27 protein-coding genes and 2 pseudogenes are annotated in these 26,671 nt (G+C 71.1%); 7 read left to right on the top strand and 22 right to left on the bottom strand.

Annotation, left to right across the window (positions count from 1 at the left end):
* Nucleotides 1-44 precede the first annotated feature (44 nt).
* Both ACLQ2S_RS15040 and recO read right to left on the bottom strand, forming a co-directional pair.
* On the bottom strand, nucleotides 45-821 hold the full coding sequence (locus ACLQ2S_RS15040; protein ID WP_425701957.1) for an isoprenyl transferase: 777 nt from the start codon (nucleotides 819-821) through the stop codon (nucleotides 45-47).
* 32 nt (nucleotides 822-853) lie between these two features.
* Complete coding sequence (gene recO / locus ACLQ2S_RS15035) at nucleotides 854-1,735, bottom strand: DNA repair protein RecO (protein ID WP_425701876.1); 882 nt, start codon at nucleotides 1,733-1,735, stop codon at nucleotides 854-856.
* A 126-nt stretch (nucleotides 1,736-1,861) separates the two neighbouring features.
* Between recO and ACLQ2S_RS15030 the strand changes: the two genes are divergently transcribed.
* A complete protein-coding gene (locus ACLQ2S_RS15030; RefSeq protein WP_155220748.1) occupies nucleotides 1,862-2,710 on the top strand; it encodes a DUF4097 family beta strand repeat-containing protein in 849 nt (282 codons plus the stop codon).
* Here ACLQ2S_RS15030 and ACLQ2S_RS15025 read toward each other — a convergent pair.
* From ACLQ2S_RS15025 to hrcA, 12 genes and pseudogenes are all read right to left on the bottom strand, one after another.
* The gene (locus ACLQ2S_RS15025; protein ID WP_155220750.1) at nucleotides 2,697-3,899 is read right to left on the bottom strand and encodes an acyltransferase family protein; all 1,203 of its coding nucleotides are present in this window, start codon (nucleotides 3,897-3,899) and stop codon (nucleotides 2,697-2,699) included. The genes ACLQ2S_RS15030 and ACLQ2S_RS15025 overlap by 14 nt on opposite strands.
* A gap of 170 nt (nucleotides 3,900-4,069) precedes the next feature.
* Entirely contained in the window at nucleotides 4,070-4,957 is an 888-nt protein-coding gene (gene era / locus ACLQ2S_RS15020; RefSeq protein WP_155220752.1) for a GTPase Era, read from the bottom strand.
* A gap of 52 nt (nucleotides 4,958-5,009) precedes the next feature.
* Entirely contained in the window at nucleotides 5,010-5,387 is a 378-nt protein-coding gene (locus ACLQ2S_RS15015) for a cytidine deaminase (RefSeq protein ID WP_155220754.1), read from the bottom strand.
* Nucleotides 5,380-6,762, bottom strand: coding sequence for a hemolysin family protein (locus ACLQ2S_RS15010; RefSeq protein ID WP_155220756.1), 1,383 nt, complete (start codon nucleotides 6,760-6,762; stop codon nucleotides 5,380-5,382). The genes ACLQ2S_RS15015 and ACLQ2S_RS15010 overlap by 8 nt, the downstream gene beginning before the upstream one ends.
* Nucleotides 6,762-7,232 carry an rRNA maturation RNase YbeY gene (ybeY, locus tag ACLQ2S_RS15005; protein WP_155220758.1) on the bottom strand — a complete coding sequence of 157 codons (471 nt, stop codon included), beginning with the start codon at nucleotides 7,230-7,232 and terminating at the stop codon, nucleotides 6,762-6,764. The genes ACLQ2S_RS15010 and ybeY overlap by 1 nt, the downstream gene beginning before the upstream one ends.
* Nucleotides 7,233-7,245: 13 nt before the next feature.
* Nucleotides 7,246-7,602 (bottom strand): annotated as a pseudogene (locus ACLQ2S_RS15000) (PhoH family protein); the annotation flags it as partial.
* Between the two features lie 933 nt (nucleotides 7,603-8,535).
* Nucleotides 8,536-9,282: pseudogene (locus tag ACLQ2S_RS14995) on the bottom strand (PhoH family protein); the annotation flags it as partial.
* Between the two features lie 181 nt (nucleotides 9,283-9,463).
* The gene (locus ACLQ2S_RS14990) at nucleotides 9,464-10,852 is read right to left on the bottom strand and encodes a serine hydrolase domain-containing protein (RefSeq protein ID WP_425701875.1); all 1,389 of its coding nucleotides are present in this window, start codon (nucleotides 10,850-10,852) and stop codon (nucleotides 9,464-9,466) included.
* Complete coding sequence (locus ACLQ2S_RS14985) at nucleotides 10,849-11,208, bottom strand: histidine triad nucleotide-binding protein (RefSeq protein WP_155220764.1); 360 nt, start codon at nucleotides 11,206-11,208, stop codon at nucleotides 10,849-10,851. The genes ACLQ2S_RS14990 and ACLQ2S_RS14985 overlap by 4 nt, the downstream gene beginning before the upstream one ends.
* Nucleotides 11,209-11,254: 46 nt before the next feature.
* Nucleotides 11,255-11,989, bottom strand: a complete 735-nt coding sequence (locus tag ACLQ2S_RS14980) for a 16S rRNA (uracil(1498)-N(3))-methyltransferase (RefSeq protein WP_425701874.1) — start codon at nucleotides 11,987-11,989, stop codon at nucleotides 11,255-11,257.
* A gap of 1 nt (nucleotide 11,990) precedes the next feature.
* On the bottom strand, nucleotides 11,991-13,130 hold the full coding sequence (gene dnaJ, locus ACLQ2S_RS14975; RefSeq protein WP_309223631.1) for a molecular chaperone DnaJ: 1,140 nt from the start codon (nucleotides 13,128-13,130) through the stop codon (nucleotides 11,991-11,993).
* A 73-nt stretch (nucleotides 13,131-13,203) separates the two neighbouring features.
* Entirely contained in the window at nucleotides 13,204-14,226 is a 1,023-nt protein-coding gene (hrcA, locus tag ACLQ2S_RS14970; protein ID WP_425701873.1) for a heat-inducible transcriptional repressor HrcA, read from the bottom strand.
* A gap of 208 nt (nucleotides 14,227-14,434) precedes the next feature.
* Between hrcA and ACLQ2S_RS14965 the strand changes: the two genes are divergently transcribed.
* Nucleotides 14,435-15,013 carry a DUF4870 domain-containing protein gene (locus ACLQ2S_RS14965; protein ID WP_155220768.1) on the top strand — a complete coding sequence of 193 codons (579 nt, stop codon included), beginning with the start codon at nucleotides 14,435-14,437 and terminating at the stop codon, nucleotides 15,011-15,013.
* Nucleotides 15,014-15,035: 22 nt separating this feature from the next.
* On the opposite strand, the gene hemW is transcribed toward ACLQ2S_RS14965, so the two are convergent.
* Entirely contained in the window at nucleotides 15,036-16,259 is a 1,224-nt protein-coding gene (hemW, locus tag ACLQ2S_RS14960; RefSeq protein ID WP_155220770.1) for a radical SAM family heme chaperone HemW, read from the bottom strand.
* Between the two features lie 20 nt (nucleotides 16,260-16,279).
* Between hemW and ACLQ2S_RS14955 the strand changes: the two genes are divergently transcribed.
* From ACLQ2S_RS14955 to ACLQ2S_RS14945, 3 genes are all read left to right on the top strand, one after another.
* On the top strand, nucleotides 16,280-17,068 hold the full coding sequence (locus ACLQ2S_RS14955) for an enoyl-CoA hydratase-related protein (protein WP_425701872.1): 789 nt from the start codon (nucleotides 16,280-16,282) through the stop codon (nucleotides 17,066-17,068).
* A gap of 103 nt (nucleotides 17,069-17,171) precedes the next feature.
* Nucleotides 17,172-18,131, top strand: a complete 960-nt coding sequence (locus ACLQ2S_RS14950) for a hypothetical protein (protein ID WP_425701956.1) — start codon at nucleotides 17,172-17,174, stop codon at nucleotides 18,129-18,131.
* Between the two features lie 219 nt (nucleotides 18,132-18,350).
* A complete protein-coding gene (locus ACLQ2S_RS14945) occupies nucleotides 18,351-19,256 on the top strand; it encodes a phytanoyl-CoA dioxygenase family protein (RefSeq protein WP_425701871.1) in 906 nt (301 codons plus the stop codon).
* Nucleotides 19,257-19,388: 132 nt separating this feature from the next.
* Here ACLQ2S_RS14945 and ACLQ2S_RS14940 read toward each other — a convergent pair whose 3' ends face one another.
* The 5 genes from ACLQ2S_RS14940 to ACLQ2S_RS14920 form a co-directional block, all read right to left on the bottom strand.
* The gene (locus tag ACLQ2S_RS14940; protein WP_425701870.1) at nucleotides 19,389-20,033 is read right to left on the bottom strand and encodes an MOSC domain-containing protein; all 645 of its coding nucleotides are present in this window, start codon (nucleotides 20,031-20,033) and stop codon (nucleotides 19,389-19,391) included.
* Nucleotides 20,034-20,156: 123 nt separating this feature from the next.
* Nucleotides 20,157-20,444, bottom strand: a complete 288-nt coding sequence (locus tag ACLQ2S_RS14935) for a GlsB/YeaQ/YmgE family stress response membrane protein (RefSeq protein WP_155220778.1) — start codon at nucleotides 20,442-20,444, stop codon at nucleotides 20,157-20,159.
* A 183-nt stretch (nucleotides 20,445-20,627) separates the two neighbouring features.
* Nucleotides 20,628-20,918 carry a GlsB/YeaQ/YmgE family stress response membrane protein gene (locus ACLQ2S_RS14930; RefSeq protein ID WP_155220781.1) on the bottom strand — a complete coding sequence of 97 codons (291 nt, stop codon included), beginning with the start codon at nucleotides 20,916-20,918 and terminating at the stop codon, nucleotides 20,628-20,630.
* A 116-nt stretch (nucleotides 20,919-21,034) separates the two neighbouring features.
* Complete coding sequence (gene lepA, locus ACLQ2S_RS14925) at nucleotides 21,035-22,909, bottom strand: translation elongation factor 4 (RefSeq protein WP_425701869.1); 1,875 nt, start codon at nucleotides 22,907-22,909, stop codon at nucleotides 21,035-21,037.
* Between the two features lie 94 nt (nucleotides 22,910-23,003).
* Entirely contained in the window at nucleotides 23,004-23,537 is a 534-nt protein-coding gene (locus ACLQ2S_RS14920) for a DUF4240 domain-containing protein (RefSeq protein WP_155220783.1), read from the bottom strand.
* Nucleotides 23,538-23,612: 75 nt separating this feature from the next.
* On the opposite strand from ACLQ2S_RS14920, the gene ACLQ2S_RS14915 reads away from it, so the two are divergent.
* Both ACLQ2S_RS14915 and rpsT read left to right on the top strand, forming a co-directional pair.
* Nucleotides 23,613-24,596, top strand: coding sequence for a phosphotransferase family protein (locus ACLQ2S_RS14915; RefSeq protein ID WP_425701868.1), 984 nt, complete (start codon nucleotides 23,613-23,615; stop codon nucleotides 24,594-24,596).
* Between the two features lie 128 nt (nucleotides 24,597-24,724).
* Entirely contained in the window at nucleotides 24,725-24,991 is a 267-nt protein-coding gene (gene rpsT, locus ACLQ2S_RS14910) for a 30S ribosomal protein S20 (RefSeq protein WP_309223636.1), read from the top strand.
* A gap of 166 nt (nucleotides 24,992-25,157) precedes the next feature.
* Here rpsT and ACLQ2S_RS14905 read toward each other — a convergent pair whose 3' ends face one another.
* Nucleotides 25,158-25,664: a hypothetical protein gene (locus ACLQ2S_RS14905; protein ID WP_425701867.1), complete on the bottom strand. Its 507-nt coding sequence runs from the start codon at nucleotides 25,662-25,664 to the stop codon at nucleotides 25,158-25,160.
* Nucleotides 25,661-26,641 carry a DNA polymerase III subunit delta gene (gene holA, locus ACLQ2S_RS14900; protein WP_155220786.1) on the bottom strand — a complete coding sequence of 327 codons (981 nt, stop codon included), beginning with the start codon at nucleotides 26,639-26,641 and terminating at the stop codon, nucleotides 25,661-25,663. The genes ACLQ2S_RS14905 and holA overlap by 4 nt, the downstream gene beginning before the upstream one ends.
* Nucleotides 26,642-26,671: the final 30 nt, after the last annotated feature.

Here is a 26,671-nt window from a genome sequence, read left to right as displayed (position 1 = left end):
GCTGCTGTCAGCGGTGATACCCCGTGCTGCCACCGGCTAAGCGCTCAGGTGGTCGGAGCCACCGGATTGGGCAGCGCGCCACCGAAGCGACGGTCACGCTGGGCGTACAACTCGCAGGCGTACCACAGGTGGCGACGGTCGAAGTCGGGCCAGAGCGTGTCCAGGAAGACCAGCTCGGCGTAGGCGCTCTGCCAGAGGAGGAAGTTCGACGTCCGCTGCTCGCCGGAGGGCCGCAGGAACAGGTCCACCTCGGGCACCTCGGGGTGGTAGAGGTACCGACCGACCGTCTTCTCGGTGACCTTGCCCGGGTCGAGCCGGCCGGCGGCCACGTCCCGGGCGATGGCGGCGGCCGCGTCGGCGATCTCCGCCTGTCCGCCGTAGTTCACGCAGAACTGCAGGGTCAACGTCGAGTTGCCACGGGACATCTCCTCGGCGGTCTGCAACTCGCTGATGACGCTCTTCCACAGCCGCCCGGCCCGCCCCGACCAGACCACCCGCACCCCGAGATCGACCAGCTGATCCCGGCGGCGGCGGATGACGTCCCGGTTGAAGCCCATCAGGAACCGCACCTCGTCCGGCGAGCGCCGCCAGTTCTCCGTCGAGAAGGCGTACGCCGACAGGTACGGGATGCCCATCTCGATGGCGCCCTCGACGGTGTCGAAGAGGGAGAACTCCCCCGCCTCGTGCCCCTTGGTGCGGGGCAGCCCGCGTTCCTTGGCCCACCGACCGTTGCCGTCCATCACCACGGCGACGTGACGGGGTACCGCCTCCGGCGGCAGCTCCGGTGGTCGGGCTCCCGACGGGTGTGGTGTCGGCGGCACCGGCTCGCGCCGGCCAGCCCGCGACGATCGGATCACTCGTTACTCTCCCTGCTCACGTCCTGTGACGCCCGGTCGGGCGGCAGCGCTGCACCGGCCGGGGCCACGGTGCCGGTGTCGCCGGCCGGTCGCCCCGCGCCGGAGGCCGACGGCACACCCCGGTCGACCAGCGGCAGCGAGCGTAGCGCGCGTTCCAGGTGCCATTGCAGGTGCGCCGCGACCAGGCCACTGCACTCCCGGCGTACCCCGTGCTCGGTGGCGTCGGCGATCCGCCAGTCACCGACGGTCAGCGCCGACATCAGGTCGATGGTGGCCGGGGCCGGGTGTGCGGCCCCCGGTGGTCGGCAGTCCGGGCAGACCGCGCCGCCGGCCGGGACCGAGAAGGCCCGGTGCCGCCCCGGGGTGCCGCAGACCGCGCAGGCCGTCAACGCCGGTGCCCAGCCCGCCAGCGCCATCCCGCGCAGCAGGTACGCGTCGAGCACCAGCGTGGTGGCGTGCTCGCCGTCGGCGAGGGCACGCAGCGCACCCAGGGTCAGTTGGAACAGCCGCAGCGACGGCTCCCGCTCGACCGGGGTGAGGCGCTCGGCGGTCTCGGCGATCGCACTGGCGGCGGTGTAGCGGGGGTAGTCGCCGAGGAACCGTTTGCCGTAGAGGTCGATCCCCTCGACCTGGCTCACGGTGTGCAGCGAGCTGCCCAACTCCCCCTTGGGGTCGCCGGCCAGTTGCAGGTCGACGTGGCCGAACGGTTCCAGTCTGGCCCCGAACTTCGAGGTGGTCCGGCGTACTCCCCGGGCGACCGCACGGAGTCGGCCGTGACGTCGGGTGAGCAGGGTGATGATGCGATCAGACTCGCCGAGTTTCTGCACACGCAGCACCACCGCGTCGTCGCGGTAGAGCTGTCGGCGGTACCCGGCCATCGCGCCATTCTCCCCTCCGCCCGGACATCAGGTCCGACCCCGGGTCGGAATTCAGGGTCCGCTCGGGGTCGCCGTGCCGACGAACCCGGATGCGCATCCGGTGACGCCGGTCGTAGCGTGCTCGGCATGGCTTCGAACCCGACCAACGCCGGTACCCGGACCACCGTCACAGATCGGCCCACCGCCGCGCCGCGAGCGACAGTCCTACGCCGGACCGGCGTGGCGATCGCCGCGACCGCCACCCTCATCGTCCTGGCCGCCTGTGACAACCTGTCGTACCGGCAGTTGGACTTCGACACCACCGAGTCCGCCCGGATCACCGCGATCCAGGTGCTGCCCGGCTCCGGCGACGTGGTGGTCCGGGCCGACGGCGGGGTCGACGGGGTACGCGTCAAGCGTGTCGTCCGCTACCAGGGCGACCAGCCGGACACGACGTACCAGATCAAGGGCGCGGAGCTGGTGCTGGACACCTCCTGCGGCTCCCGGTGCAGCGTCTCCTACGAGGTGACGGCCGGTGAGGGGGTGGGCGTACGGGGCGAGACCGGCTCCGGGGACGTCGACCTCAGCCGCGTCGGCACGGTGGACCTCAAGGTCGGTTCCGGTGACGTCCGGGTCGCCGGGGCGACCGACCGGGTGCGGGTGGAGACCGGCTCGGGCGACATAAGGGTGTACGACCTCACCGGGCCCGTCGTGATCCGGGCCTCCTCCGGTGACGTGACCGGCAGCCGTCTCGGCGGCGAGGTGGACGCGGAGACGAAGTCCGGCAGCATCACCCTCGACCTGAGCAAGCCCACCTCCGCACGGGCGCACGCGTCCAGTGGCGACGTCATGGTGAGCGTGCCCGAGGGGGCATACCAGGTCCGTTCGAAGGCCGGCTCCGGCCAGATCAACCTGGGCGTGAAGCACGACCCGTCCGCCGCCTCGGTGCTGGACCTGAACACCGGCAGCGGCGACATCACCGTCACCTCGCGATGACGCCCCTGCCCCGGCTCCGCTGCTCCGGAACCGGTTCCGCCCGCGTCGCCGGGGAGGACGGCAGCTCGCCGTCCTCCGCCGTACGCTGACCCGCCTCGTCGCCCGATGCTCCGGGGACCGGATCACCAGGCGGGTCGTGGTCGTCGCCGACCTGGGACTTCACCGGCCGGCGGGTGGCCCGTGACCTCGACCGGCCGCCCGGGACCAGCTCGGGTGGACGCCGCGCCGCCACGTCCTCGACCCAACCCACCATCGCCGTGACCAGGCCCACCAGCAGGAAGACCAGGACCACCCGGATCGCCAGGCCCAGCAGATCCTGGTGTGACCAGCCGACCACGTCGACCAGCGGGGTGAGCGCCACCACGAACGCCATGTGCCACAGGTAGACCGTCAACGCCCGCCGGTTCAGCACGGTGACCACCCGTTCGACCAGCGCGCTACGGTCCACCCAGGCGGTGGTCGCCGGGGCCCGACCCAGCACCACCAGGATGAACGCGGCCGACCAGAGCGCGTTGCCGAGCGGGATGTCGTTGATGTCGTAGCCACGTGGGCCCTGGTGGGTCAGGATCCAGGCACCGCCCACCGCCGCGAGCGCGAACGCGGTCGATCCCAGCACCCAGCCATTGAGGCGGCGCAGCATTCCACTCTGGTGGGCGAACCCCAACAGCCACGCACCGAAGTAGAGCGCGAACTCGCGCAGCACGAGCGGCGGATCCTCGTAGATGCCCACCTCGATGACCAGCAGCAGGCAGTACGGAGCCAGCAGGGTCGGCAGCGGGAACCGGCGGAACAGCCACAGGGCGACCGGGGAGGCGAGCACGAACCAGAGGTAGTCCCGCAGGTACCAGATGGGGCTCAGCGCCAGCGCTCCCCAGTAGTTGGCCGGAGGGTCGGCCACCGGGAAGAGCCAGAGCAGCACCGCCGGGGTGAACGGCAGCCCGGTGAGCAGCATCGCCGGCACGAAGATCGCCGCGACCACCCACAGCGACGGCAGCAACCGCCGTAGTCGACGGCCGACCGCCGTCGGCCCGGACCGCAGCAGGGACGTGGCCATCAGCGATCCGGCGAGCGCGAACATCACCGACATCGCCGGGAACAGCAGCGTCAGCGAAGCCCAACCGGTGACGTGGTAGACGACGACCCGCACGATGGCCAGGGCGCGCAGCAGGTCCAGGTATCTGTTTCGCATCGGCCTGAATCTATGTCGGGGGCGCGGAGGCTCTAACCTTCCTACCCTCCGACGCCCGCCGAGGAAACACTCAGGCACCCACCGCGACAGTGAAACTTCCCATATGCCTGACCGGTGCCGATCATTCGATCCGAGGGCGGTAGTCCGATTCGACCGAACCGCCGGTCCCCTCAGAACCCGAGTTTGCGCAACTGCTTCGGGTCGCGCTGCCAGTCCTTGGCCACCCGTACGTGCAGGTCCAGGTAGACCTTCGTGCCCAGCAACTCCTCGATCTGCTGCCGTGCGGCGGTGCCCACCGCCTTGAGCCGAGAACCCCGGTGCCCGATGACGATCGCCTTCTGGCTGGGCCGCTCCACGTACACGTCGGCGTAGATCTTGGTCAGCCGACCCTCCGGGATCATCTCCTCCACCACCACGGCGATGGAGTGCGGCAACTCGTCCCGGACGCCCTCCAGCGCGGCCTCGCGGATCAGCTCCGCCACCAGCACCTGTTCCGGGTCGTCGGTCAGCATGTCGTCCGGGTACAACTGCGGCGACTCGGGGAGATACCGCGTCATCACCTCGACCAGGGTGTCCACCTGGTGCCCGGAGACCGCGCTGACCGGGACGACCTCGGCGAAATCCCCCAGCTCGCTGACGGCGAGCAACTGCTCGGCCAGTCGCTTGCGATCGACCAGGTCGGTCTTGGTGACCACCGCCAACACGGTTGCCTTCAGCTCGGCCAGCTCACCGGTGATGAACCGGTCACCACGACCGATCTGCTCGTCGGCCGGGATACAGAGGCCGATCACGTCGACCTCGCTCCAGGTCTGCCGCACCAGGTCGTTGAGCCGCTCACCCAGCAGGGTGCGGGGACGGTGCAGCCCCGGGGTGTCGACCAGCACGAGCTGCGACTCCGGCCGGTGCAGCACCGCCCGGATCACATGCCGGGTGGTCTGCGGCTTGTTCGACGTGATCGCGATCTTCTGCCCGACGATGGCGTTGGTCAGCGTGGACTTGCCGGCGTTCGGACGCCCGACGAAACACGCGAAACCCGCCCGGTAGCTGTGCTCACTCATGCCGGCATCCCACCGCGCTCACCGGCACGGGGCCACCGCACACCGAGCCCGCTCATTCGGTCACCGTGCCGAGCACGGTGCCGTCCGGCCCGGCCACGTGCACCGGCGCGTCGGCGGCCAGATCGCGGACCGCCGCGTACCCGGCACCGTCCAGGGTGGACGCCTCGGTCACCACCACCGCGGCCTCCAGCCGGGTGGCTCCCGCCGCAGCCGCCGAGGCGACCGCCAGTTGCAACGCGGTGATGGTCAGCGACGGCAACGACACGCTCGCCGCCGCGTAGGTCCGGCCGTCCTGGTCCCGGACCGCGGCACCTTCCACGGCGCCCACCCGTCCCCGGGCACCCCGGGCGAGGATGACCAGCTTGCTGTCCTCGGCGCTCAGATCGGAGCCGGTGGACCGGGCGGCCGGTACGGCGGGTGACTCAGGCATCAGCGGGCTGCCTCTCCTCGGATCGGTCGTTGTCGGAACGGGAGGCGGTCGGCGGGCCTCCCGGGTCGTCCTGCGTGTCTGTCGGCTCGATCCGGCGCACCAGCACCGTGTCGATCCGGTTGCGGCGGCCGGTGGTGCCCTCGGCGATCAGTCGCAGCCCGGCCAGCTCGACCTGCGCGCCCGGAATCGGCACCCGCCCCAGGCACTGCGCGAGCAGACCGCCCACCGTCTCCACCTCGTCGTGCGGCAGCTCGGTGTCGAACAGTTCACCGAGATCCTCGACCGGCAGTCGGGCGGTCACCCGCACCGCACCGTCGGGCAGCTGCTCGACCGGTGGACGCTCGACGTCGTACTCGTCGGTGATCTCCCCGACGATCTCCTCGAGGATGTCCTCGATGGTAACCAGGCCGCCGGTGCCGCCGTACTCGTCCACCACGATGACCAGGTGGTTGCGGGCGGCCTGCATCTCCGACAGCAGGTCGTCGACGGGCTTGGACTCGGGCACGAACGTCGCCGGCCGCATCAGCTCGGCCACCGGGATCTGGCGGTCCTCGGCGGCCCCGCCCTGGGTACGCCGGATCAGATCCTTGAGGTAGAGGACGCCGAGCACGTCGTCGACGCTCTCGCCGATCACCGGGATCCGGGAGAAGCCGGACCGCAGGAACAGCGCCAACGCCTGCGAGAGGTTCTTGCCCGACTCGATCCACACCATCTCGGTACGCGGCACCATCACCTCGCGGGCGATGGTGTCACCGAGGGCGAAGACCGAATGGATCATCTGTCGCTCGCCGTGTTCCACCACTCCCCGCTGCTCGGCGAGGTCGACCAGTTCCCGCAGCTCGACCTGGGTGGCGAACGGCCCCTCCCGGAAACCACGCCCGGGGGTGACCGCGTTACCGATCAGGATCAGCAGGGAGGCCAACGGGTTGAGCACCCGGCCCAGCCAGCGCACCAGCGGCGCGGCCGAGCGGCCCACCACGTACGCGTGCTGCCGACCGAGGGTACGCGGGCCGACCCCGACCACGACGAAGCTGACCACGGTCATCGCCCCGGCGGTGACCAGCGCCGCACGCCAGCCCGCGCCGAAGGTGTCCACCGCCACCAGCGCCACCAACGTGGTGGCGGTCAACTCGGCGAGTAGCCGGAGCAACAGCAGCAGGTTGAGGTGCCGGACCACGTCACCGGCGACCGCCTGGAGGGTCCGGGCACCCCGGATGCCCGCCCGGGCCAGCTCGGCGGCCCGGGCCGGGGAGACCGCGGTCAACGCGGCCTCGGTCATCGCGATCAGCCCGGCCAACACCACCAGCCCGGCGGCGAACACGAGCAGTTGCAGGTCGGGGAGGCCGGTGGCAGCCGCGGCCATCGGAGTGTCCATCACCGGGAGCGGGCCGACCGCCAGCTCGCCAGCAACCGGGCCTGGAGCCCGAACATCTCCCGTTCCTCCTCCGGCTCCGCGTGGTCATAGCCGAGCAGGTGCAGCACACCGTGCACGGTGAGCAGGTGCAACTCGTCGGCGGTGCTGTGCCCGGCGGTCGCGGCCTGCTTCGCCGCCACCTCCGGGCAGAGCACGATGTCGCCGAGCAACGCCGGCTCGCCACCGGCGGCGGTCTCACCCGGCCCGTGGTCGACGCTGCCCTCGTCCATGGGGAAGGCCAGCACGTCGGTCGGGCCGTCGCCACCCATCCACCGGTGGTTCAGCTCGGTCATGTAGTCGACGTCGACCAGCAACACGGACAGTTCGGCGAGCGGGTTGACCCCCATCTCGTCGAGCGCGTGCCGGGCGACGGCGAGGACTGCGTCGGTGTCGACCTCGGCACCGGACTCGTTGGCGATCTCGATGGACAACTGTCTTCCCTCGTTAGCGACGCCGGCCACCGCGGTTGCCCTGGGCACTGCGCCCGGTCACCGCGTGTACGCCCTGCGCCTGCTGGTTCTCGGCGTCCCACCGCGCGTACGCGTCGACGATCTCCCCGACCAACTTGTGGCGGACCACGTCGGCGCTGGACAACTGCGCGAAGTGCACGTCCTCGACGCTACCCAGGATGTCCCGTACGACCCGCAACCCGCTAGTCGTCCCGCCGGGCAGGTCGACCTGGGTGACGTCACCGGTGACCACGATCTTGGAGCCGAAGCCGAGCCGGGTGAGGAACATCTTCATCTGCTCGGGCGTGGTGTTCTGCGCCTCGTCGAGGATGATGAACGCGTCGTTGAGCGTGTTGTGCGTGACCAGGAAGTCGTCGGTGACATACAGCGAGTCCTGCGCCGCCACCTGGATACACATCGTCTCCTGGACACCGGCGGGGACGATCGAGTCGATGAAGCGCGTCGGCCGGTCGCCGCCGCACTCCTCGTACCGCCGGCGCTTACCCGACAGCCGGAACGGCGCTACGCCCTCCGGCAGACGGATCTCCACGACGTAGGCGTCCGACCCATGCCCGACCGCTCGGTCGTCCGCCGGGCCCGGCATGCGGCCCTCGGCCTCTCGAACACGCCAGGTCGCCACGCCGCCGAGTGACTGGACCAGGTGGACGACGTCGTCGCGGAGGCGGGCAGCGGCCGTCGAGTACCGCACCGCCGGGCCGATCGGATCACCGGCGACGTCCAGCAGCCCTTGCAGGACGGCCAGTCGGACCTCGACGCTGTTGCGGAGGTATACGGAAGGCACGAACTCCGTCTCGGCCAGACCCAGCTCGTGGAGCGCGACCGTCACCCGGTCCGCGACCATCACCGCGCCACGGTGGCCCTCGTCGTGGTCACCCCCACGGTGCAGCTCGATCGCGCGGGCGAGTTCGGCCGTCGCCCGGCCCGCGATCGGACCGGAACCGAGCAACCGGCCGAGAGCGTACGGGTCGAGCGGTACGTCCTGCGGCTCCAGCTGGACCGGAGCCACCACCGGGAGTTCGTACCGGTGGATCCGGCCCTGCCGCTCCTGGCCGATCATCTCGCGGGTTTCGAGCGTGCGACGGCCTCCGTGACGCCGGTCCTCAGGGGTGGCCACGGTCCACAGGTGCTCACCGCAGCACCGGGTGGAGGCCCCGTCCTGCGTGGTCACCCGATAGACCTGTTTCGGGCCCTGGGGGTAGATCCCGATCACCGGAGTGGGCATCCCGTCCGAGCCGATGACGAGATCACCCACCCGCAGCGACCCGAAGGGCTTGAAGCCTTCCGGCGTCAGTACGCGCGCGTCGTACGGCTGCGCCCGCCCCCGCATGTAGGCCAGCGGGGCGACCTCGATCGTCCCGGCCGCCATCAGCTTCGGGATGGTCTCCGGGTCGAGCATGTCGTGCAGCGCGTCGTAGAGCGGACGCAGGTAGGGGTCGATCTTCTCGTTGAGCGTGCCGGGCAGGAAGCCCAGCCGCTCGCCCGCCTCGACCGCCGGCCGGGTCAGGATGATCCGGTTGATCTGCTTGGCCTGCAACGCCTGCACCGCCTTGGCCATGGCGAGGTAGGTCTTGCCGGTACCCGCCGGGCCGATGCCGAAGACGATGGTGTGCCCGTCGATCGCGTCGACGTAGCGCTTCTGCCCGAGCGTCTTGGGCCGGATGGTGCGCCCGCGCCGGGAGAGGATGTTGAGGGTGAGCACCTCGGCGGGTCGCTCCGTACCACCCTGTTCGAGCATGCCGACGGTACGCCGGACGGCATCTGTGGTCAGGGTTTCGCCTTTCTCGATGAGTTCGAGCAACTCGCTGAAGAGCCGCTCGGCGAGGGCGTTGTCGGCGGGAGCGCCGGTGATGGTGATCTCGTTGCCACGCACGTGCACGTCACTGTTCACCGAGCGCTCGACCAGTCGCAGGATCTCGTCACCCGCGCCGAGCAGGCTGACCATGATCTTCGAGTCGGGGACCGTGATCCTGGTCTGCACCCGGGGCGGGCCGGGAGGTGGGGTGCCGGTCATAGGTCGGGCCGAAGGGCCCTGCGCCACCTGCTCTCGATTTCGGCGCCGGGCCCGTGGCACGGCGTGCGGACGTTACCCCCATCGTATCGGGTCCACGGCGCGGACACGCTGCCCATTTCCGCCGCCGTGGACCCCCTGCACCACGGGACAAAACAGTCAATCCACCCTAGGTGAGCCCGGCTCAGGACCGGAAGTCGAAACCCTCGAAGGTCTCCTGACCACGGGTGAAGCGGTACGTCGCCCAGTGCATCCGGACCACCACGCCCGCGGAGTCCCGGGTCAGCCGGAGCAGCTCACCGGCCTCCCGGCCGGAGACGGTCCGGAACACGTCCGGACGCTGCGGCACCGGGGCGAACACCGCTGGCGGCTTCCCTGGCGGGTCACCGGCGCCACGGGCGCGCAGCGTCCCGTCGTGCCACGAGAAGACGTACTCGAAGCCCTCCCCCCACCAGCGCCCGAGCAGCCCCCGCACCTCCGGTGGCGCCGGTTCACCGGGCCGCCAGGGGTCGATGTCGGCCGGGTCGTGTTCGACCGCCGTGGCGAGCAGCCGGTGCGGCAACTCCAGCACCTCGGCGGCGGTGCCGGAGGAGCCCAACACGGCGACACCGAGGGCGGCCGGGGTGCCCTCGCCGCCCCGTCGGCCGTACACCCCGGCGAGGAAACCGGGCATCGCCCCGTCGTGCCCGACGTGCACCACCCGCTCCCCCTGCGGCACCAGGATCAGGCCCAGGCCGAAACCACCGGCCCACACCGTCTCGTCGGTGACCGTCACCGGCCAGCGCATCTCGTCCAGGGTGGCGGGGGTGAGCACCCGCCCCGCCGCGTCCATCGCCGCCGGGTCGGCCAGGAAGGCGGCCCAGCGGGCCATGTCCGTCGCCGTGCTCCACAGCTGCGCGGCGGGCCCCACCGCGCCGAAATCGGTGGGCGGCTCCGGATGCGCCTCGTCGGAGTACGCGTCGACCAGGAACCCGGTCGCGGCGCGCGGACCCGGGTCGACGGAGGTGGCGGTCAACCCCAGCGGGGTCAGCACCCGCTCGGTGAGCACCTCCGCCCAGGTGCCGCCACGCACCTCGGCGACCAGGTGACCGAGCAGCGCCATGCCCAGGTTCGAGTAGTGGTAGCGGCGTCCCACCGGCAGTACCCGCTCGGCCCGGCCCAACTCGGCGATCAACCGGTCGACATCCGGCGCGCGCAGCGTGTCCCAGACGTCGCCGTACGGCTCGCGTTGCAGCCCGGCGGTGTGCGAGAGCAGCCGACGTACGGTCAGCTCGCCGTGCGCCGGCAGGTCCAGGTGTCGGCTCAGCGGGTCGTCGAGGTCGAGCAGCCCGTCGTCGCGGCACTGCATGACCAGCACGGCGGTGAAGGTCTTGGTCACCGAACCGATCCGGAACCGGGTCTGCTCGTCCAGCGCCGTGTCGTTGCCGGTGCCGCCGACGGTGCAGGTCCACATCGGTCGGTCGGCTCGGTACAGCGCGGCCGAGATCGCCGGCACCCGGGCCTGCGCCTGGACCTGCCGCACCATCCGTTCCAGACGACCGGCGGCCACGGTACGGCCGACGGCGAGGGTCATCCGGGGTTCCGAGCCAGCATCGGGCCCAGCGGCGCGCCGCCCAGCACGTGGGCGTGCACGTGGAAGACCTCCTGGCCGCCGTACGCGCCGGTGTTGAACATCAGCCGGAACCCGTCGCCGAGCAGCCCCTCGTCCTCGGCCACCGCGGCGGCCGTGGCCAGCACCTCGCCGGCCAGCGCCGGATCGCCCTGGCCGAGCGTGGCCACGTCCGCGTAGTGCTCCTTCGGCACGACCAGCACGTGTACCGGCGCCTTCGGGTCGATGTCGCGGAAGGCGAGCGTGGTGGGCGTCTCACGGACCACGGTGGCCGGAATCTCTCCGGCGACGATGCGGCAGAACAGACAGTCGGTTCCCATGCGGGCAGTCTAAGGAAGGTGTCCCCGGCGGCGTCCGCCGCGACGCTCACCAACGCAACAGACGGGTGGCGAGGACCGCCAGTGCGGCCACGCCCGCGGTGGAGGTGCGCAGCACCGAGATGCCGAGCCGGACCGGCCGGGCACCGGCTTCCTGGAAGGTGGCCAGTTCGTCCGGGGTGATACCGCCCTCCGGCCCCACCACCAGCACGATCTCACCGTGCTCGGGCAACTCGACGGTGGTCAACCGGTCGGTCGCCTCCTCGTGCAGCACGTACCCGGCCGCCGCCCCGGCGATCCGGCGGGCCACCGAGGCGGTGCTCTCGTCCGGCGACCCCGCCAGCACCGGCAGCCACGCCCGGCGCGCCTGCTTCGTCGCCTCGCGGGCGGTGGCGACCCACCGCCCCCGGGCCCGTACGCCCCGCTCGCCGCGCCACTGCACCACCGAGCGGCCGGCGGCCCAGGGGACGATCTCGTCCACCCCGGTCTCGGTCATCGCCTGCACGGCCAACTCGCCCCGGTCGCCCTTGGCGATGCCCTGGACCACCACCAGACGCGGGTTGGCCGCGTCGACGTACCCCCGGTCGGTCACGACGAGGTCGAGGGTGCCCCGGCCGACGGCGGTGACCACGGCGGTGGCGGTGCCGCCTCGGCCGTCGGCGAGCAGCAGCTGTTCGCCGACGCGCAGCCGTTGCACGGTGGCGGCGTGGTGGCCCTCGGGGCCGTCCAGCACCATCGTGTCGGCGGTCGGCAGCGACTCGACCAGGAACAGCGGGGCGGACACGTCAGGCGTGGCCGTTGAAGGCGTCCCGCATCCGGGAGAAGAAGCCACCCTGCTTGGTCAGCTCGGCGACCTCCTCGCCACGGGTCTTGGCGAACTCGCGCAGCATCCGCTCCTGCTCGGCGTCGAGCTTGGTGGGGGTACGCACGTCCAGGTGGACGTAGAGGTCCCCGCGCCCGGCCCCCCGCAGGTGCGGTACGCCTCGGGCCCGCAGCCGCAGGGTGCTGCCCGGCTGCGTGCCCGGCTTGACGTCGACCGGTTCCTCGCTGTCGAGCGTCTTGATGGTCAGCCGGGTGCCGAGCGCGGCGGCGGTCATCGGCACCGTCACCCGGCAGTGCAGGTCGTCGCCTTTGCGGGAGAAGACGTCGTGCGGCCGTTCGTGGATCTCCACGTAGAGGTCACCGGCGGTGCCGCCACCCGGGCCGACCTCGCCCTGCTGGGCGAGGCGGATACGCATGCCGTCCTCCACCCCGGCGGGGATCTTGACGGTCAGCGACCGGCGGGTGCGGACCCGGCCGTCACCGGCGCAGGTCGGGCAGGGGTGCGGGATGGTGGTGCCGTAGCCCTGGCAGACGGTGCACGGTCGGGCCGAGACCACCTGGCCGAGGAAGGTGCGCTGCACCGACTGCACCTCGCCCCGACCACCGCACGCCTCGCAGGTGGCCAGGTGGGTACCGGCGGCGGTGCCCGCGCCGGAGCAGGTGGTGCAGAGCACCGCCGTGTCGACGGTGATCGGCGCCTCCACGCCGAAGGCGGTCTCCTGGAGGTCCAGTTCCAGCCGCAGGATCGCGTCGGCACCGGGACGGGTGCGTGGTCGCGGTCCCCGTCCGGCGCCGGTGGCGCCACCGAAGAACGCGTCCATGATGTCCTGGAAGCCGACGAAGGGACCGGCCCCGCCGGGGCCGCCCGGACCGCCGCCACCGCCCGGTGCCAGCGGATCTCCGCCCAGGTCGACGATCTGCCGTTTCCGATCGTCCGAGAGGACCTCGTACGCGGCGTTGATGTCTTTGAACTTCTCCTGTGCCTCCGGGTCCGGATTCACGTCCGGATGGAACTGGCGCGCCAGCTTGCGGTAGGCGCGCTTGATCTCGTCATCGGAGGCACCCTTGCTCACGCCGAGAATGCCGTAGTAGTCCTTGGCCACTGCGTTCCGTGTCCTCGTGTTCGTCTCGCGTTACGCCGTTCGGCGGCGGCAGCCTGCCGTCGGCCCTGACTGGTCAGTTCTGGGCCAGCAGCTCGCCCACGTAGCGTGCCACGGCCCTCACCGTGGCGATGGTTCCGGGGTAGTCCATCCGGGTCGGTCCCAGCACGCCCATCCCCCCGACGATGGTCGCGCCCGGGCCGTACCCGGTGCTGACCACGGAGGCCGCCCGCAGGTTGTCGATCTCGTTCTCGTCGCCGATGCGTACCCGCAGGGTGCTCGGCTCCACCTCGCCGATCAGCTTGAGCAGCACGACCTGCTCCTCGAGCGCCTCGAGGATGGGGCGCAGCGAACCCTGGAAGTCGAGCAGGCCGCCCCGGGCGAGGTTCGCGGTGCCGGCCAGGGCGAGTCGCTCCTCGTGCCGCTCGACCAGGGTCTCCAACAGCACCGTGGACAGCGTCGTCATGGCCGGTCGCAGGTGCGGCGGGGAGTCGTCGATGAGGGTCTGCACCAGCGGCGGGGTCTCCGACAGGAACACGCCGACCAGCTTCTCGTTGACCAGCCGGCGCAGGTCCAGCACGTCGTCGGCGAGGATCGGCGCGGGCATCTCGACCAGCCGCTGCTCGACCCGGCCGGTGTCGGCGATCATCACCAGCATCAGCCGGGTGGTGGAGATCGGCACCAGTTCCAGGTGACGCACCCGGGATCGGGCCAGGCTCGGATACTGCACGACCGCGACCTGCCGGGTCAGCTGCGCCAGCAGCCGCACCGTACGCTGCACCACGTCGTCGAGGTCGACCGCACCGGCCAGGAAGCGCTCGATCGCCCGGCGCTCGGCCGGGCTGAGCGGCTTGACCCGACTCAACCGGTCGACGAAGAGTCGATAGCCACGGTCGGTGGGCACCCGCCCCGCGCTGGTGTGCGGTTGGCGGATGTAACCCTCCTCCTCCAGCACGGCCATGTCGTTGCGGACCGTCGCCGGTGAGACGGACAGTTGGTGCCGCTCGACCAGTGACTTGCTACCGACCGGCTCCTGGGTGGCGACGTAGTCCTCGACGATCGCCCGGAGCACGGCGAGCTTGCGGTCGTCCAGACCCACCCTCCCCACCTCCTGTCGCAGGTCAGTCCCGAGTCACGGCCATCAGGGAAACGCCCTGGCACTCGACTGTAGCGAGTGCCAGTCTACGTCGGCGCTCCCGTCGACGCGATGATCAAGTCGTTCCGCCCATGATCGAGCCGATCGGCGGGTTGACCCTCGCCGGTGTCGCTATGGTGCGACGTTGCCGGTGACACCTACCGTGACCCCCATGACTGAACCACCTCGTCCCCCGGACTCCGGCGACGAATCCACGACACCACTGTCCGGCTCGCCTGGCCAGGGCGGCTATCCCCCACCCGGCGGCTATCCGCCCCCCACCGGCGACCAGCCGCCGCCGGCCGGCTATCCCCCACCCGGCGGTTACCCACCGCCACCGGGAACGCCCGGTGTCGGCTACCCGACCGGCGGTTACGGCGCGCCGGGCGGTGGCTACGCCAACAACGAGGACAAGACCTGGGCCCTGATCGCCCACTTCGGTGGCCCGCTCGGCGTGGTCGTCGGCGGCGGACTCCTCGGCTGGGTGGCCCCGCTGATCGCGATGATGGCCCGTGGTCAGCAGTCCCCGGTCGTCCGGGCGCACTCCGTGGCCGCACTGAACTTCCAGCTCACCTGGGCCATCGCCGGCGTGCTGAGCTGGGTGCTCGCCACGATCACCTGCGGCCTCCTGTTCTTCCTTCCGATCATCGCGGGGATCATTCCGCTGATCTTCGGCATCATCGGCGGGGTGAAGGCCAACGACGGAGTCCTCTACCAGTACCCGATGAGCTACGCGTTCGTGAAGCGCTGACCGAAGCGCCTGGTGACGGGGATCAGGGCAGCAGGTCGCGGACCACGGCGTCGGCGAGCAGCCGGCCGCGCAGGGTGAGCACGGCGCGGCCGGCTGCGTACGCGGCCTCGGCGAGCAACCCCTCGGCCACGGCCCGCGCCGCGCCGGCTCGCCCGACGTCGGTCAGCACGTCCAGGGGCAGGCCGGAGGCCAGCCGCAGCCCGAGCATGACCTCCTCCATGTGCGCCTCGTCGCCGGTGAGCACCTCGCGCGCCTGGCCCGGTGACTCCCCGGCGGCCAGGCGCTTCGCGTACGCCCCGGGATGCTTGACGTTCCACCAGCGCACGCCGCCGACGTGGCTGTGCGCCCCCGGCCCGAGGCCCCACCAGTCCCCGCCGGTCCAGTAGAGCAGGTTGTGCCGGCAACGCGCCTGCGGTGTGCGGGCCCAGTTGGAGACCTCGTACCAGGAGAAACCGGCCGCGTCGAGGGCCGACTCGGCGGCCAGGTAGCGGTCCGCGGCCACGTCCTCGTCCGGGTACGGCAGCTCGCCACGACGCATCCGGGCGGCCAGCCGGGTGCCGTCCTCGATGATCAGGGCGTACGCGCTGACGTGGTCCACGCCCGCGGCCACCACCTGGTCCAGCGAGGCGGCGAAGTCCTCGGCCCGCTCCCCCGGCGTCCCGTAGATCAGGTCGAGGTTGACGTGGTCGAAGCCGGCGTCACGGGCCTCCAGCGCGGCGGCGGTGGCCCGGCCCGGGTGGTGCCGGCGGTCGAGCACGGCAAGCACCCCGGCCGCGGCCGACTGCATGCCCAGCGAGATCCGGGTGTAGCCGGCCGCGCGCAACTCCTTCAACGAGGCGGGCGTCACCGACTCCGGGTTGGCCTCGGTGGTCACCTCCGCGTCGGCGGCCAGCCCCCAGGTGCGGTCGACGGCCTCGAGGATCCGGGCCAGGTCGTGGGCGGGCAACAGGGTGGGGGTACCGCCGCCGACGAAGACCGTGTCCACCCGGCCCGGCGGGGCCTCGCCCAGCACCCGGGCGGCGAGCGTCAGCTCCGCCAGCACCGCGTCGGCGTACCCCTCCCGGCTCGCGCCACCGCCCAACTCGTCGGCGGTGTAGGTGTTGAAGTCGCAGTAGCCGCAGCGGCTCGCGCAGAAGGGCACGTGCACGTACACGCCGAACCCCCGGGCGCCCACGGACGCACGGGCGGACGCGGGCAGTGACCCGTCGACGGGTACGGGCTCGCCTGCTGGAAGGACGCCGGGCATGGCCACTAGTGTGCCGTTCCATGACGTCTACCGACGCGCTGGTACGGGTCTCCACGGTCCACGGCGTGACCACGCTCACGCTGGACAGCCCGCACAACCGCAACGCGCTCTCCACCCCGCTGATGACCGAGCTGCTGGCCGGGCTGGCCGCCGCGGTCGCCGACGACGCCGTCCGGGTGATCGTGCTCGACCACACCGGGCCGGTCTTCTGCTCCGGTGCCGACCTGAAGGAGACCGCTGCGGCGTACGCCAGCGGCACGGTGCCCGCCGGGATGCTGGGTGACGTGCTCGCGGCCGTCTGGGAGTGCCCGAAGCCGGTGCTGGCGAAGGTGGCCGGACCGGCGCGGGCCGGCGGCCTGGGTCTGATCGCGGCGGCTGACCTGGCGGTCTGCGCGGCCGAGGCCACGTTCGCCTTCACCGAGGTGCGGATCGGGGTGATCCCCGCGGTGATCTCCGCGACGGTGCTGCCTCGGCTCTCCTCCCGGACCGCGGCCGAGCTCTACCTGACCGGTGACACCTTCGACGGCCGGCGGGCGGCCGAGATCGGCCTGGTCACCACCGCGGTGCCGACCGGGGAGTTGGACGCCGTGGTGCGGCGGTACTGCGACTCGCTGGTGCGCGGCGCTCCGGCGGCGCTGGCCGGGGCGAAACGCCTGCTGCGCCGTCCCACGGCCGTCGACCTGCGCGCCGAGCTGGCCGAGCTGGCAGAGCTGTCGACCGGGTACTTCCTGTCGGCGGACGGGATCGAGGGCGTCACCGCGTTCCGGGAGAAGCGACCGCCACGGTGGGTGGCGGAACTCGACAGGTGAGCGGCGACCGGGACGGGGAACCTTCCGGTACCCGGGGGTGGAACCGGTCGGACGGCCCGTAGCGGTCGATGCGGGACGTACCCTTGGCGACGTGAAACAGGAGGTGCGGGTGCGAACTCGGGCTGTCGCGACGGGCTTCGTGGTTCTCGTCCTGGTCGCCGCGATCGGGATGATCGTGGTGCTGAGGCAGGCCGGTGAAGGGCTACGGCTGCCCCTGGCCGGCCGGGCCTGCACCGTCCAGGCCGACGGCGAGGTGACGCTCGACTCGCAGCAGATGGCGAACGCGGCGACCATCGCGGCGATCGGCGTGCAGCGCGAGATGCCCGAGCGGGCGGTGGTGGTGGCGCTGGCCACGGCGTACCAGGAGTCCGGCCTGCGCAACCTGGCCGGCGGTGACCGCGATTCGGTGGGGCTGTTCCAGCAGCGCCCGAGCCAGGGTTGGGGCACGCCGAAACAGATCCGCGACCCCCGGTACGCGGCGGGCAAGTTCTACGCGGCGTTGAAGAAGGTGCGCGGCTGGGAGGACATGCGGGTCACCGACGCCGCCCAGAAGGTGCAGCGCTCGGCCTTCCCGGAGGCGTACGAGAAGTGGGCCGACGAGTCGGAGGTGCTCACCCGCGCCCTGCTCGGCCACGCCACCACCGCGGTCACCTGCACGGTGGGTGGTGATCCGGTGCTGCGCGGCGCGGCGGCGATCGCCGCGCTGACCGAGGGACTGACGCTCGACTGGGGCCTGGTGGAGTTCACCTCCGGCGATGATCGACCGGCGGGCCGGGGCTACGTCAGCTCCGCCGTCGACAGCTACGGCAACCCGACCCTGCTGAAGGTGGGGATCGACGATGTCCAGCGCCGCTCCGCCGGCAGCCGGGCGACGTCCGACGAGGGCCTGCGGGCCGGCTGGCGGTACGCGCACTGGCTGGTCTCCCACGCCAAGCAGCACGGGGTGAAGCGGGTGGCCTTCGACGGCCGGGAGTGGACCGCCAAGCGCGGCGGCTGGAAGCGCTTGCCCGACCGCGACCGGGGCGACACGGAGGTCCTCGCCGAGGTCCACGAAGATGTCTGAGCGACCCTGATCTCCTTACCCGCAGTAACCGCAAAATCAGGCTTATCGTCGCATATCCCCTGCCGCTGCAACTTTACGTAACGAACCGTAGCCGCTCAACCCCCGTCGGTGGTGGGCACCCGCGGAATGGTCCGGAGCCGCCCCCCGGCCGGTCCCCGTGCGCGTTACGATCGGCGGCCTGTGCCAGAAATGGTTTCACCTCTTGGGGAGGGGTACGACGTGGCATTCGACTACGGCGACCGGACCGGCTACGAACCGATCAGCGACGTCGACCGCAAGGAGTTTCACGAGCAGGGCTTTCTCCTGCTGCGCAACGTCCTGACCGAGGATCACCGAGCCGCTCTCGAGGCCGCGGTCGACCGCGTCTACGAGGAGGAGAAGGCCAAGGGCAACACCACCAAGGACGGCACCCTGCACCTGCTGGGCTTCCTTGAGCGTGACGAACTCTTCGGCGAGCTGCTCACCCACCCGATCGCGTTCCCGTACATGTGGGGCCTGGCCGGCTGGAACATCTACACCCACCACAACCACCTCGACGTCACGCCGCCGGCGTTGGAGCCCGAGAAGCCGTACTGGGGTTGGCACCAGGACGGGTACCGGCAGAACTCCGACCCGGAGACGATGGACCCGAACGTGCCTCGGCCGATGTTCTCGCTGAAGGTCGCCTACGTGCTCTCCGACCTGTCGGAGAAGGGTCGGGGTGCGACGAAGGTGATCCCGGGCAGCCACCTGTGGAACTCGCTGCCCCGCCCGGCGGACCTGAGCGTGCACAACCCGGACCCGGAGGGCACCGTCGAGATCACCGCCAACCCGGGTGACGCCTTCATCTTCGACCGCCGCCAGTGGCACTCCCGGTCGACGAACCTGTCGAACATCACCCGCAAGATGCTGTTCGTCGGTTACACCTACCGGTGGATCCGGCCGCTGGACGAGCTGCACATCGACAAGGACGGCGAGTGGTACCGCAACCGCACGCCGGTGCAGCGCCAGTTGCTCGGTGAGGGCACTCACACCGCCAACTACTGGGGCATCAACTGGGACGGCTACATCGACGACGAGATCCCGCTGCGCAAGGAGCTCAAGCAGCGCGGTCTGCTCGACCGCAACATCCCCTGGCTCCGCTGACCGGACCCGACGACAAGGTCCCGTGTGCCGCGACAGGTCGTGGCGCACGGGACCTTTCCCGTCACGGGACCTTTCCCGTCACGGGACCTTTCCCGTTGCCGCGACCGCGCGCCGCGCCGGAGCGTCCACCGGTCAGTCGGTCACCTCGCCGAGGCGGCGACGCACCTTCTCCCGGATCTGCTCGGGCAGGTCGTCGGCCTCCAGCAACCGGGGCAGCAGCTCCGGCTCCAGGCTGGTGGCCCGGAACACCTCACCGACGGTCACCCCGTGCACCGGCCGGCGCACGATCTCGATCGGGTCTCCGGCGGACACCGCCCCCGCACGGACCACCCGCAGGTACGCCCCGGGGGTCGCGCGCGCAGTGAACCGCTTGACCAGATCCGGTACGCCCCAGAAGCCCGCGAAGGTGGTGCACGGGGTACGCGGCATGGTCACCTGAAGCAGCGCCTCACCGACGGCCCAGTGCTCGCCGATCACGGCTCCGGTCACGTCCACCGCGTACGTGGTGAGGTTCTCGCCGAAGCCACCGGGGCGGATGCCGCGCCCGAGGTCCGTCTCCCACCAGGCCGCGTCCTCCACCGCGTACGCGTACACGGCCTTGTCCGGCCCGCCGTGGTGGGCAGGCTCACCGATGAAGTCACCGGCCACCCCGCCGGTGTGGAACAGCACCGGGCCGTCGGCCGGTCGCTTGTCGATGCCGCTGCGCCCGCTCGCGTCACCCGCCCACGCCGCCTCGGTCACGATGCCGACGTTGACCGATGTCACCTTGCCCGTCATGATCCGCATCCTACGGGAGCTGCCCTTTCGCACCTCCTCCCCCGGGCGGCACCGTGAGCGGGGCTCCGCGTACGCGAACGGCGCCCGACCTCGGTGGTCGGGCGCCGTTCGACGTTCAGCTGTTTACCGGTGGGTGACACCCCGGCGGTTGCGGCCCACACCGGCGACCAGGGCGACCGCGATGGCGGCCAGCAGCACCTGGAGCATCAGCTCCCGCCAGTCGATACCGGCGGTCTCGGCGAAGCCGGACGCACGGGCGATCACGGTGCCGAGCAGCGCGGCACCGACACCGATGAGCATGTGCAGCCAGATCGGCATGTTCTGCCGGCCCGGTACCACCAGGCGACCCAACGCGCCCACGATCAGACCCACGAACAGCGCGGTGATGATGCCCCAAACGGTGAGCTCCATGGTCGCTCTCCTTCACAAAAGACGTTCCACATTAGTGGCGTTCCTGTCGTGGACCGCCTAATGCCCGGCGCGTGAAGATCTCAAACCGCCTTTCAGAGCGATCGTCGCAGCGACGCCGAAACGTCGCGCACGCGAACGGGCGCCCGGCCAGCTGGCCGGGCGCCCGTCAAGACGAATCGCGGATTACCGATGGGTGACACCGCGACGGCGACTGCCCACGCCGGCCACCAGGGCGACCGCGATCGCGGCCAGTGCGACCTGGATGGCCAGCTCGGCCCAGTCGATGCCGGCGGTCACCGTGGCGATACCCATCGCGCGGGCGAGCACGGTGCCGAGCAGCGCCGCGCCGACACCGATGATCATGTGCAGCCAGATCGGCATGTCCTGCCGGCCCGGCACTACGAGGCGGCCCAACGCGCCGATGATCAGACCCACGAACAGCGCGGTGATGATGCCCCAGACGGTGAGCTCCATGGCGGCTCTCCTTACCCAGAAGATGTCATCGGGGATTTCTGTCGTGCCGATCGAATTCCCTCGGCGTCGAATCCCCAAACCGCCGGAGCGTCGTCACCGAACGCCACCGGTCGATGTCACTTCTTTCCGGACGACTTCCCGTCGGAGTCGGAGGAGAGCGCGGCGATGAACGCCTCCTGCGGGACCTCCACCCGGCCCACCATCTTCATCCGCTTCTTGCCTTCCTTCTGCTTCTCCAGCAGCTTGCGCTTACGGCTGATGTCACCGCCGTAGCACTTGGCGAGCACGTCCTTGCGGATGGCGCGGATCGTCTCCCGGGCGATCACCCGACTACCGATGGCCGCCTGGATGGGCACCTCGAACTGCTGGCGCGGGATGAGGTTGCGCAGCTTCGCGGCGATTGTGGTGCCGTAGGTGTACGCCTTGTCCTTGTGGACGATGGCGCTGAACGCGTCCACCGGCTCACCGTGCAGCAGGATGTCGACCTTCACCAGGTCGGACGCCTGCTCGCCGGAGGGCTCGTAGTCCAGTGAGGCGTAGCCCTTGGTGCGGCTCTTGAGCTGGTCGAAGAAGTCGAAGATGATCTCCGCCAGGGGCAGCGTGTAGCGCAGTTCCACCCGGTCGGCGGAGAGGTAGTCCATGCCGAGCAGGCTGCCCCGGCGGCCCTGGCACAACTCCATCACCGCGCCGACGTAGTCGTTGGGGGTCAGCACCGTGGCGCGTACCGTCGGCTCGAACACCTCAGCGATCTTGCCGGTGGGGTACTCGCTCGGGTTGGTGACCACGACCTCCTGGCCGTCCTCCTGGATCGCCCGGTAGACCACGTTCGGCGCGGTGGAGATCAGGTCCAGGTTGAACTCCCGCTCCAACCGTTCCCTGATGATCTCCAGGTGCAGGAGGCCGAGGAAGCCACAGCGGAAGCCGAAGCCCAGCGCACCGGAGGTCTCCGGCTCGTAGGTGAGCGCGGCGTCGTTGAGCTTGAGCTTGTCCAGCGCGTCGCGCAGCGCCGGGTAGTCCGACCCGTCGATCGGGTAGAGACCCGAGTAGACCATCGGCTTCGGGTCCTTGTAGCCACCGAGCGGCTCGGCCGCCGGGCGGCCGTTGATGGTGACCGTGTCACCGACCCGGGACTGCCGGACGTCCTTCACCCCGGTGATCAGATAGCCGACCTCGCCGACGCCGAGCGCGTCGGCCTTCACCATCTCCGGCGAGATGACACCGATCTCCAGCAGTTCGTGCACCGCGCCGGTGGACATCATCTTGATCCGGTCGCGGGCGCTGATCCGCCCGTCGACCACCCGGACGTAGGTCACCACACCCCGGTAGACGTCGTACACCGAGTCGAAGATCATCGCGCGGGCCGGAGCCTCGGCCTCGCCGACCGGCGGGACGAACTGGCGGACGATCTCGTCGAGCAGGTACGGCACGCCTTCGCCGGTCTTGCCGGAGACCCTGATGCAGTCCGCCGGGTCACCACCGATCAGGTGAGCCAGTTCCTCGGCGTACTTCTCCGGCTGGGCGGCCGGCAGGTCGATCTTGTTGAGCACCGGGACGATGCGCAGGTCGTTCTCGAGCGCGAGATAGAGGTTCGCCAGCGTCTGCGCCTCGATGCCCTGGGCCGCGTCGACCAGCAGGATCGCACCCTCGCAGGCAGCCAGCGACCGGGACACCTCGTAGGTGAAGTCGACGTGGCCAGGCGTGTCGATCATGTTGAGCACGGCCTGCTCACCGGCCCGCTCGCCCTCCCGGATCGTCCACGGCATCCGGACCGCCTGGCTCTTGATGGTGATGCCGCGCTCGCGCTCGATGTCCATCCGGTCGAGGTACTGCGCGCGCATCTGCCGTGGATCGACCACACCGGTGAGCTGCAACATCCGGTCAGCCAGGGTCGACTTTCCGTGGTCGATGTGAGCGATGATGCAGAAGTTCCTGATCCGCCCCGGGTCGGTGGCACCAGGAGCGTTCGCGCCGGGATCGAGCGTCGGTGGCACAGCGGTCCGTTCTGGTCGGCTGACGTGAGCGGGCCGGCACCCGCCGGCCCCCTCTATGCTCCCATGTCCCTCACGGGCATCGGTCGGGCCTCCGTCACTCCTGCGGCGGCTCGACGAAGAGGGCGGCGAGCCGTGGCAGTCGGCGGCGGGCCTCCTCCTCGTCGTCGAAGTCCCAGAACTCGTTGAGGTCCGGCTGCGGCGTCGCCGCGCGCTCCCCCGGCAGGTCGGTCGCGGTGGCCTTCCGGTACGCGTCCCACGGCACCGCGAGCATGTCCGCGCACTCGAACTCCTCGCCGCTGAGCGAGGCGGACCGGATCTGCGGCAGGTCGGCCAGCGAGTCCGGATCAGCCACCGCCCGGGCGAAGACCTGCCGCCCCTGGGTCATCAGCCAGCCCCGGAAGGACTCGAATCCGTCGTCGGAGGCACCACCGTTGATCAGGTACGCCGCGCCCCACAGATCGACCCGGTAGGACGCGGCCAGAACCCGCTGCTGATGGTGGGCGTACCCGACGATCTCCTCCGGGTCGGCGGCGGCGAGCAGCGCGACGGTCCGGGCGGCGATGGCGTCCGGCGCTCCCCCGCCGGTACGGGCGCGGTCGATCAGCTGCCAGAAGTCGTCGGTCCTCATGGCCTGGGAGTCTGGCAGACGCCGCACCGGGTGCCCGGATCCGCGCCGGATGTCGCGGCCCGGCAGCATGGTGGGGTGAGCGTTCCCCAGCCCGCCGTGCCATACCACGCCACCGCGCAACGGCCCGGATGGTCGTCGCTGCCGACGCGGCTGCGGGCCGAGGTGACGACGCGGTTGGGCGCCCCGGTGGTCGAGGCCCGGACCGCTGGCGCCGGCTTCACCCGGGGCTTCGCGGCGCTGCTGCGCACCGCCGACGGAGATCGCGCGTTCGTCAAGGCCGCGCCGCGCGCCGAGCAACCACACCTGGTCGACTGGTACGCCCGGGAGGCCGCGATCCTCGCCCGGCTGCCGGGCGGGCTGCCGGTGCCCCGCCCGCGCTGGACCCTGTGGGAGGCGGGTTGGTACGTCCTCTGCCTCGACCCCGTCGACGGTCACACCCCCCGACTCCCCTGGGACCAGGCCGAACTGACCGCCACCCTGGCCGCCTTCACCGGGGTCGCCGAGGCGCTCGCCGACCCACCGACCGAACTGACCGCTCTCGGCCTGCCCCATCTCGCCGACCTGGCCCGCGACGACATCCTCTGGTGGGGTGAGGTCGCCGCCGGTCGGGAACCGGTACCGCCGCTGCCCGCCCCCGCCCGGGGGCACCTGGCCGACCTGGTCGCGCTGGAGTCGCGCCTGCCCGACTACGCCGGCACCGCCACCGGCCTGACCCACGGCGACCTGCGCGTCGACAACGTCCTGGTCGACACCGCCGGCTCGGTGTGGTTCTGCGACTGGTCCTGGCTGTGCCACGGGCCCGCCTGGTTCGACCTGGTCACCCTGCTCATCACCGGGTACGCCACCGGGCTGGACGCCGACTCGCTCTTCGCCGCCCATCCGGCCGCCTCCGGCGCACCCGACGACGCGCTGGACGTCGCGCTGGCAGCCCTGGCCGGCTATCACCTCACCGCCGCGACGTCGGCACCGCCGACCGCGTCGGTCCATCTGCCGGCACACCAGCGGTGGACCGGCGGGCAGGCGCTCGCCTGGCTCTGTCAGCGTCGGGGCTGGGTCTGACCGCCACCTCCGGTGCCGCTTTGGCCCGCCCGAACCGGACCTGGTAACCTGGCTCTTCGCGCAGCGATGACGCATGCTCGTCGCGCGCATAAGCTGACCAACCCGAGCTATCAAGACGAGGCTGTCGCGTGGCGAACATCAAGTCCCAGATCAAGCGCAACCGGCAGAACGAGAAGCGCCGGCTGCGTAACAAGTCGGTCAAGTCGTCGCTGAAGACCGCCATCCGCAAGTTCCACGAGGCCGCTGAGGCCGGTGACGTCGAGAAGGCCACCGCCCTCATGCAGGACGCCTCGCGCAAGCTGGACAAGGCGGCCAGCAAGGGCGTCATCCACAGCAACCAGGCCGCGAACCGCAAGTCCGCGATCGCCAAGCGCGTCGCGTCGCTCGCCTCCTGAGCTAGCGCCCAGACCTGACGGAAGCCCCGGGGCATCGCCTCGGGGCTTCCGCACGTCGGGTCACCCGCCCCCGCTGGCTGCGGCCATACGGCGGTGCTGGGCCGGACGATCGGCTGGGAGCGGCCCACCCGGGCTTCCGGTCACCCCCGGCGCGCGTGGACCACGATCAGCACCCGGGCTCGGTGGTGCCGGGTCGAGGATCGGGCCGCCTGCGATCGGTCGCGCCCGCGACACCACGCGAGGCCGACCCGTGCCGGTCGTCCGGTGGTGTCCCGTGCCACTGGTCGGTCGACTCGCGCACCACGACGCCCGGCACACTGTGCCGTAGCCAGTCGACCCGGGCCCGCCCGACCACCGGCTCCATCTGCCGGCGGAAGCGGTCCCGTTCCTGCTCCGGCACGGCTGCGGCGGAGCGCACCACTGCGGCGACCACCAGATCGTTGAGCTTGACCATCACGGCCACCACTGCGGGTAGCACCAGCACCGCCCACCACTTCACCAGCTCGGCGAGGGCGAGCAGGGCCGCCAGCGCGATCGTCCCCTCGAAGAAGACGAAGCAGAGCACCCCGCCCGGGTTGATGAACCGCAGACCGAGCGCCCGTGCGTAGAACGGACGGTACTGCTCCTCGTCGGCGGGGATCGTGGCCCACGAGCCACGGAGGGCTCCGCTCACCTAGCGCCACCCTGCCGTGCTGCCGCCACCGAGAACACCGCCTTCTCCAGCGCGTACGCCCGGTCGTCGGAGCCACCCTTGACCGCCGCGTTGCACTCTGCCGCCGCCCGCATGGCCAACACCAGAGCGTCGGGGCTCCACCCCCTGGCCTGCCGTTGGGCCCGCTCGATCTTCCACGGCGGCATGCCCAGCTTGCTGGCGAGTTGGTACGGACTACCCCGCCCGGCCGAGGCGACCCGGGCGACGGTACGGATGCCGTCGGCGATGGCGTCGGCGATCGGCACCGGGTCCACACCCACGTGCAGCGCCCAGCGCAGGGCCTCCAACGCACCCGGCACGTCACCGACCATCGTGGCGTCGGCGACCGTGAACCCGCTCACCTCCACCCGACCCCGGTAGTAACGGGCCACCGTGTCGGCGTCGATCCGCCCGTCGGTGTCGGCGATCAGCTGGGAGCAGGCGGCGGCGAGTTCGCGTAGGTCATTGCCGACCGCGGCGATCAGCGCCTCGGCGGCGTCGTCCGTGCACCGCCCACCGGCCCGGCGGAACTCGTCCCGGACGAACGACACCCGCTCACGATGCACCTTGAGCTTGGCGGCCGACACGACCTGGGCACCGGCCGCCTTCAGTCCGTCGGCGAACGCCTTGCCCTTCGCCGCTCCGAGATGCGTCACCACGAGCTGCACCTCCGGGTCGGGGTGCTTCGCGTACGCCAGCAGGGCGGCGACCAGGTCCTTGCGCGCGTCCTGACCGGACCGGAGCACCAGCACCCGCCGCCCACCGAACAGCGACGGGCTGAGCATCTCGTCGACCTCGCCGACGGTCAGCTGGCCGGCCTGGTATTCGCGCACGTCAACGCCGGGGTCGGTGGCTCGGGCAGCGGCAACGGTTTCGGTCACCGCGCGCGTGGCGAGCAGCTCCTCGTCGCCGAGGACGAGCACAATAGGAGCGGCACTGGCGACGGTCACGCCGCCCATATTCGCACGCTGAGCCGATTGGTCCAGCCT

It is taken from the genome of Micromonospora sp. DT48 (genome assembly GCF_049844495.1).
GTDB lineage: Bacteria > Actinomycetota > Actinomycetes > Mycobacteriales > Micromonosporaceae > Micromonospora.
Note: the sequence above shows the minus strand (reverse complement) of the source record. Positions and strands in the feature narration are given on the sequence as shown.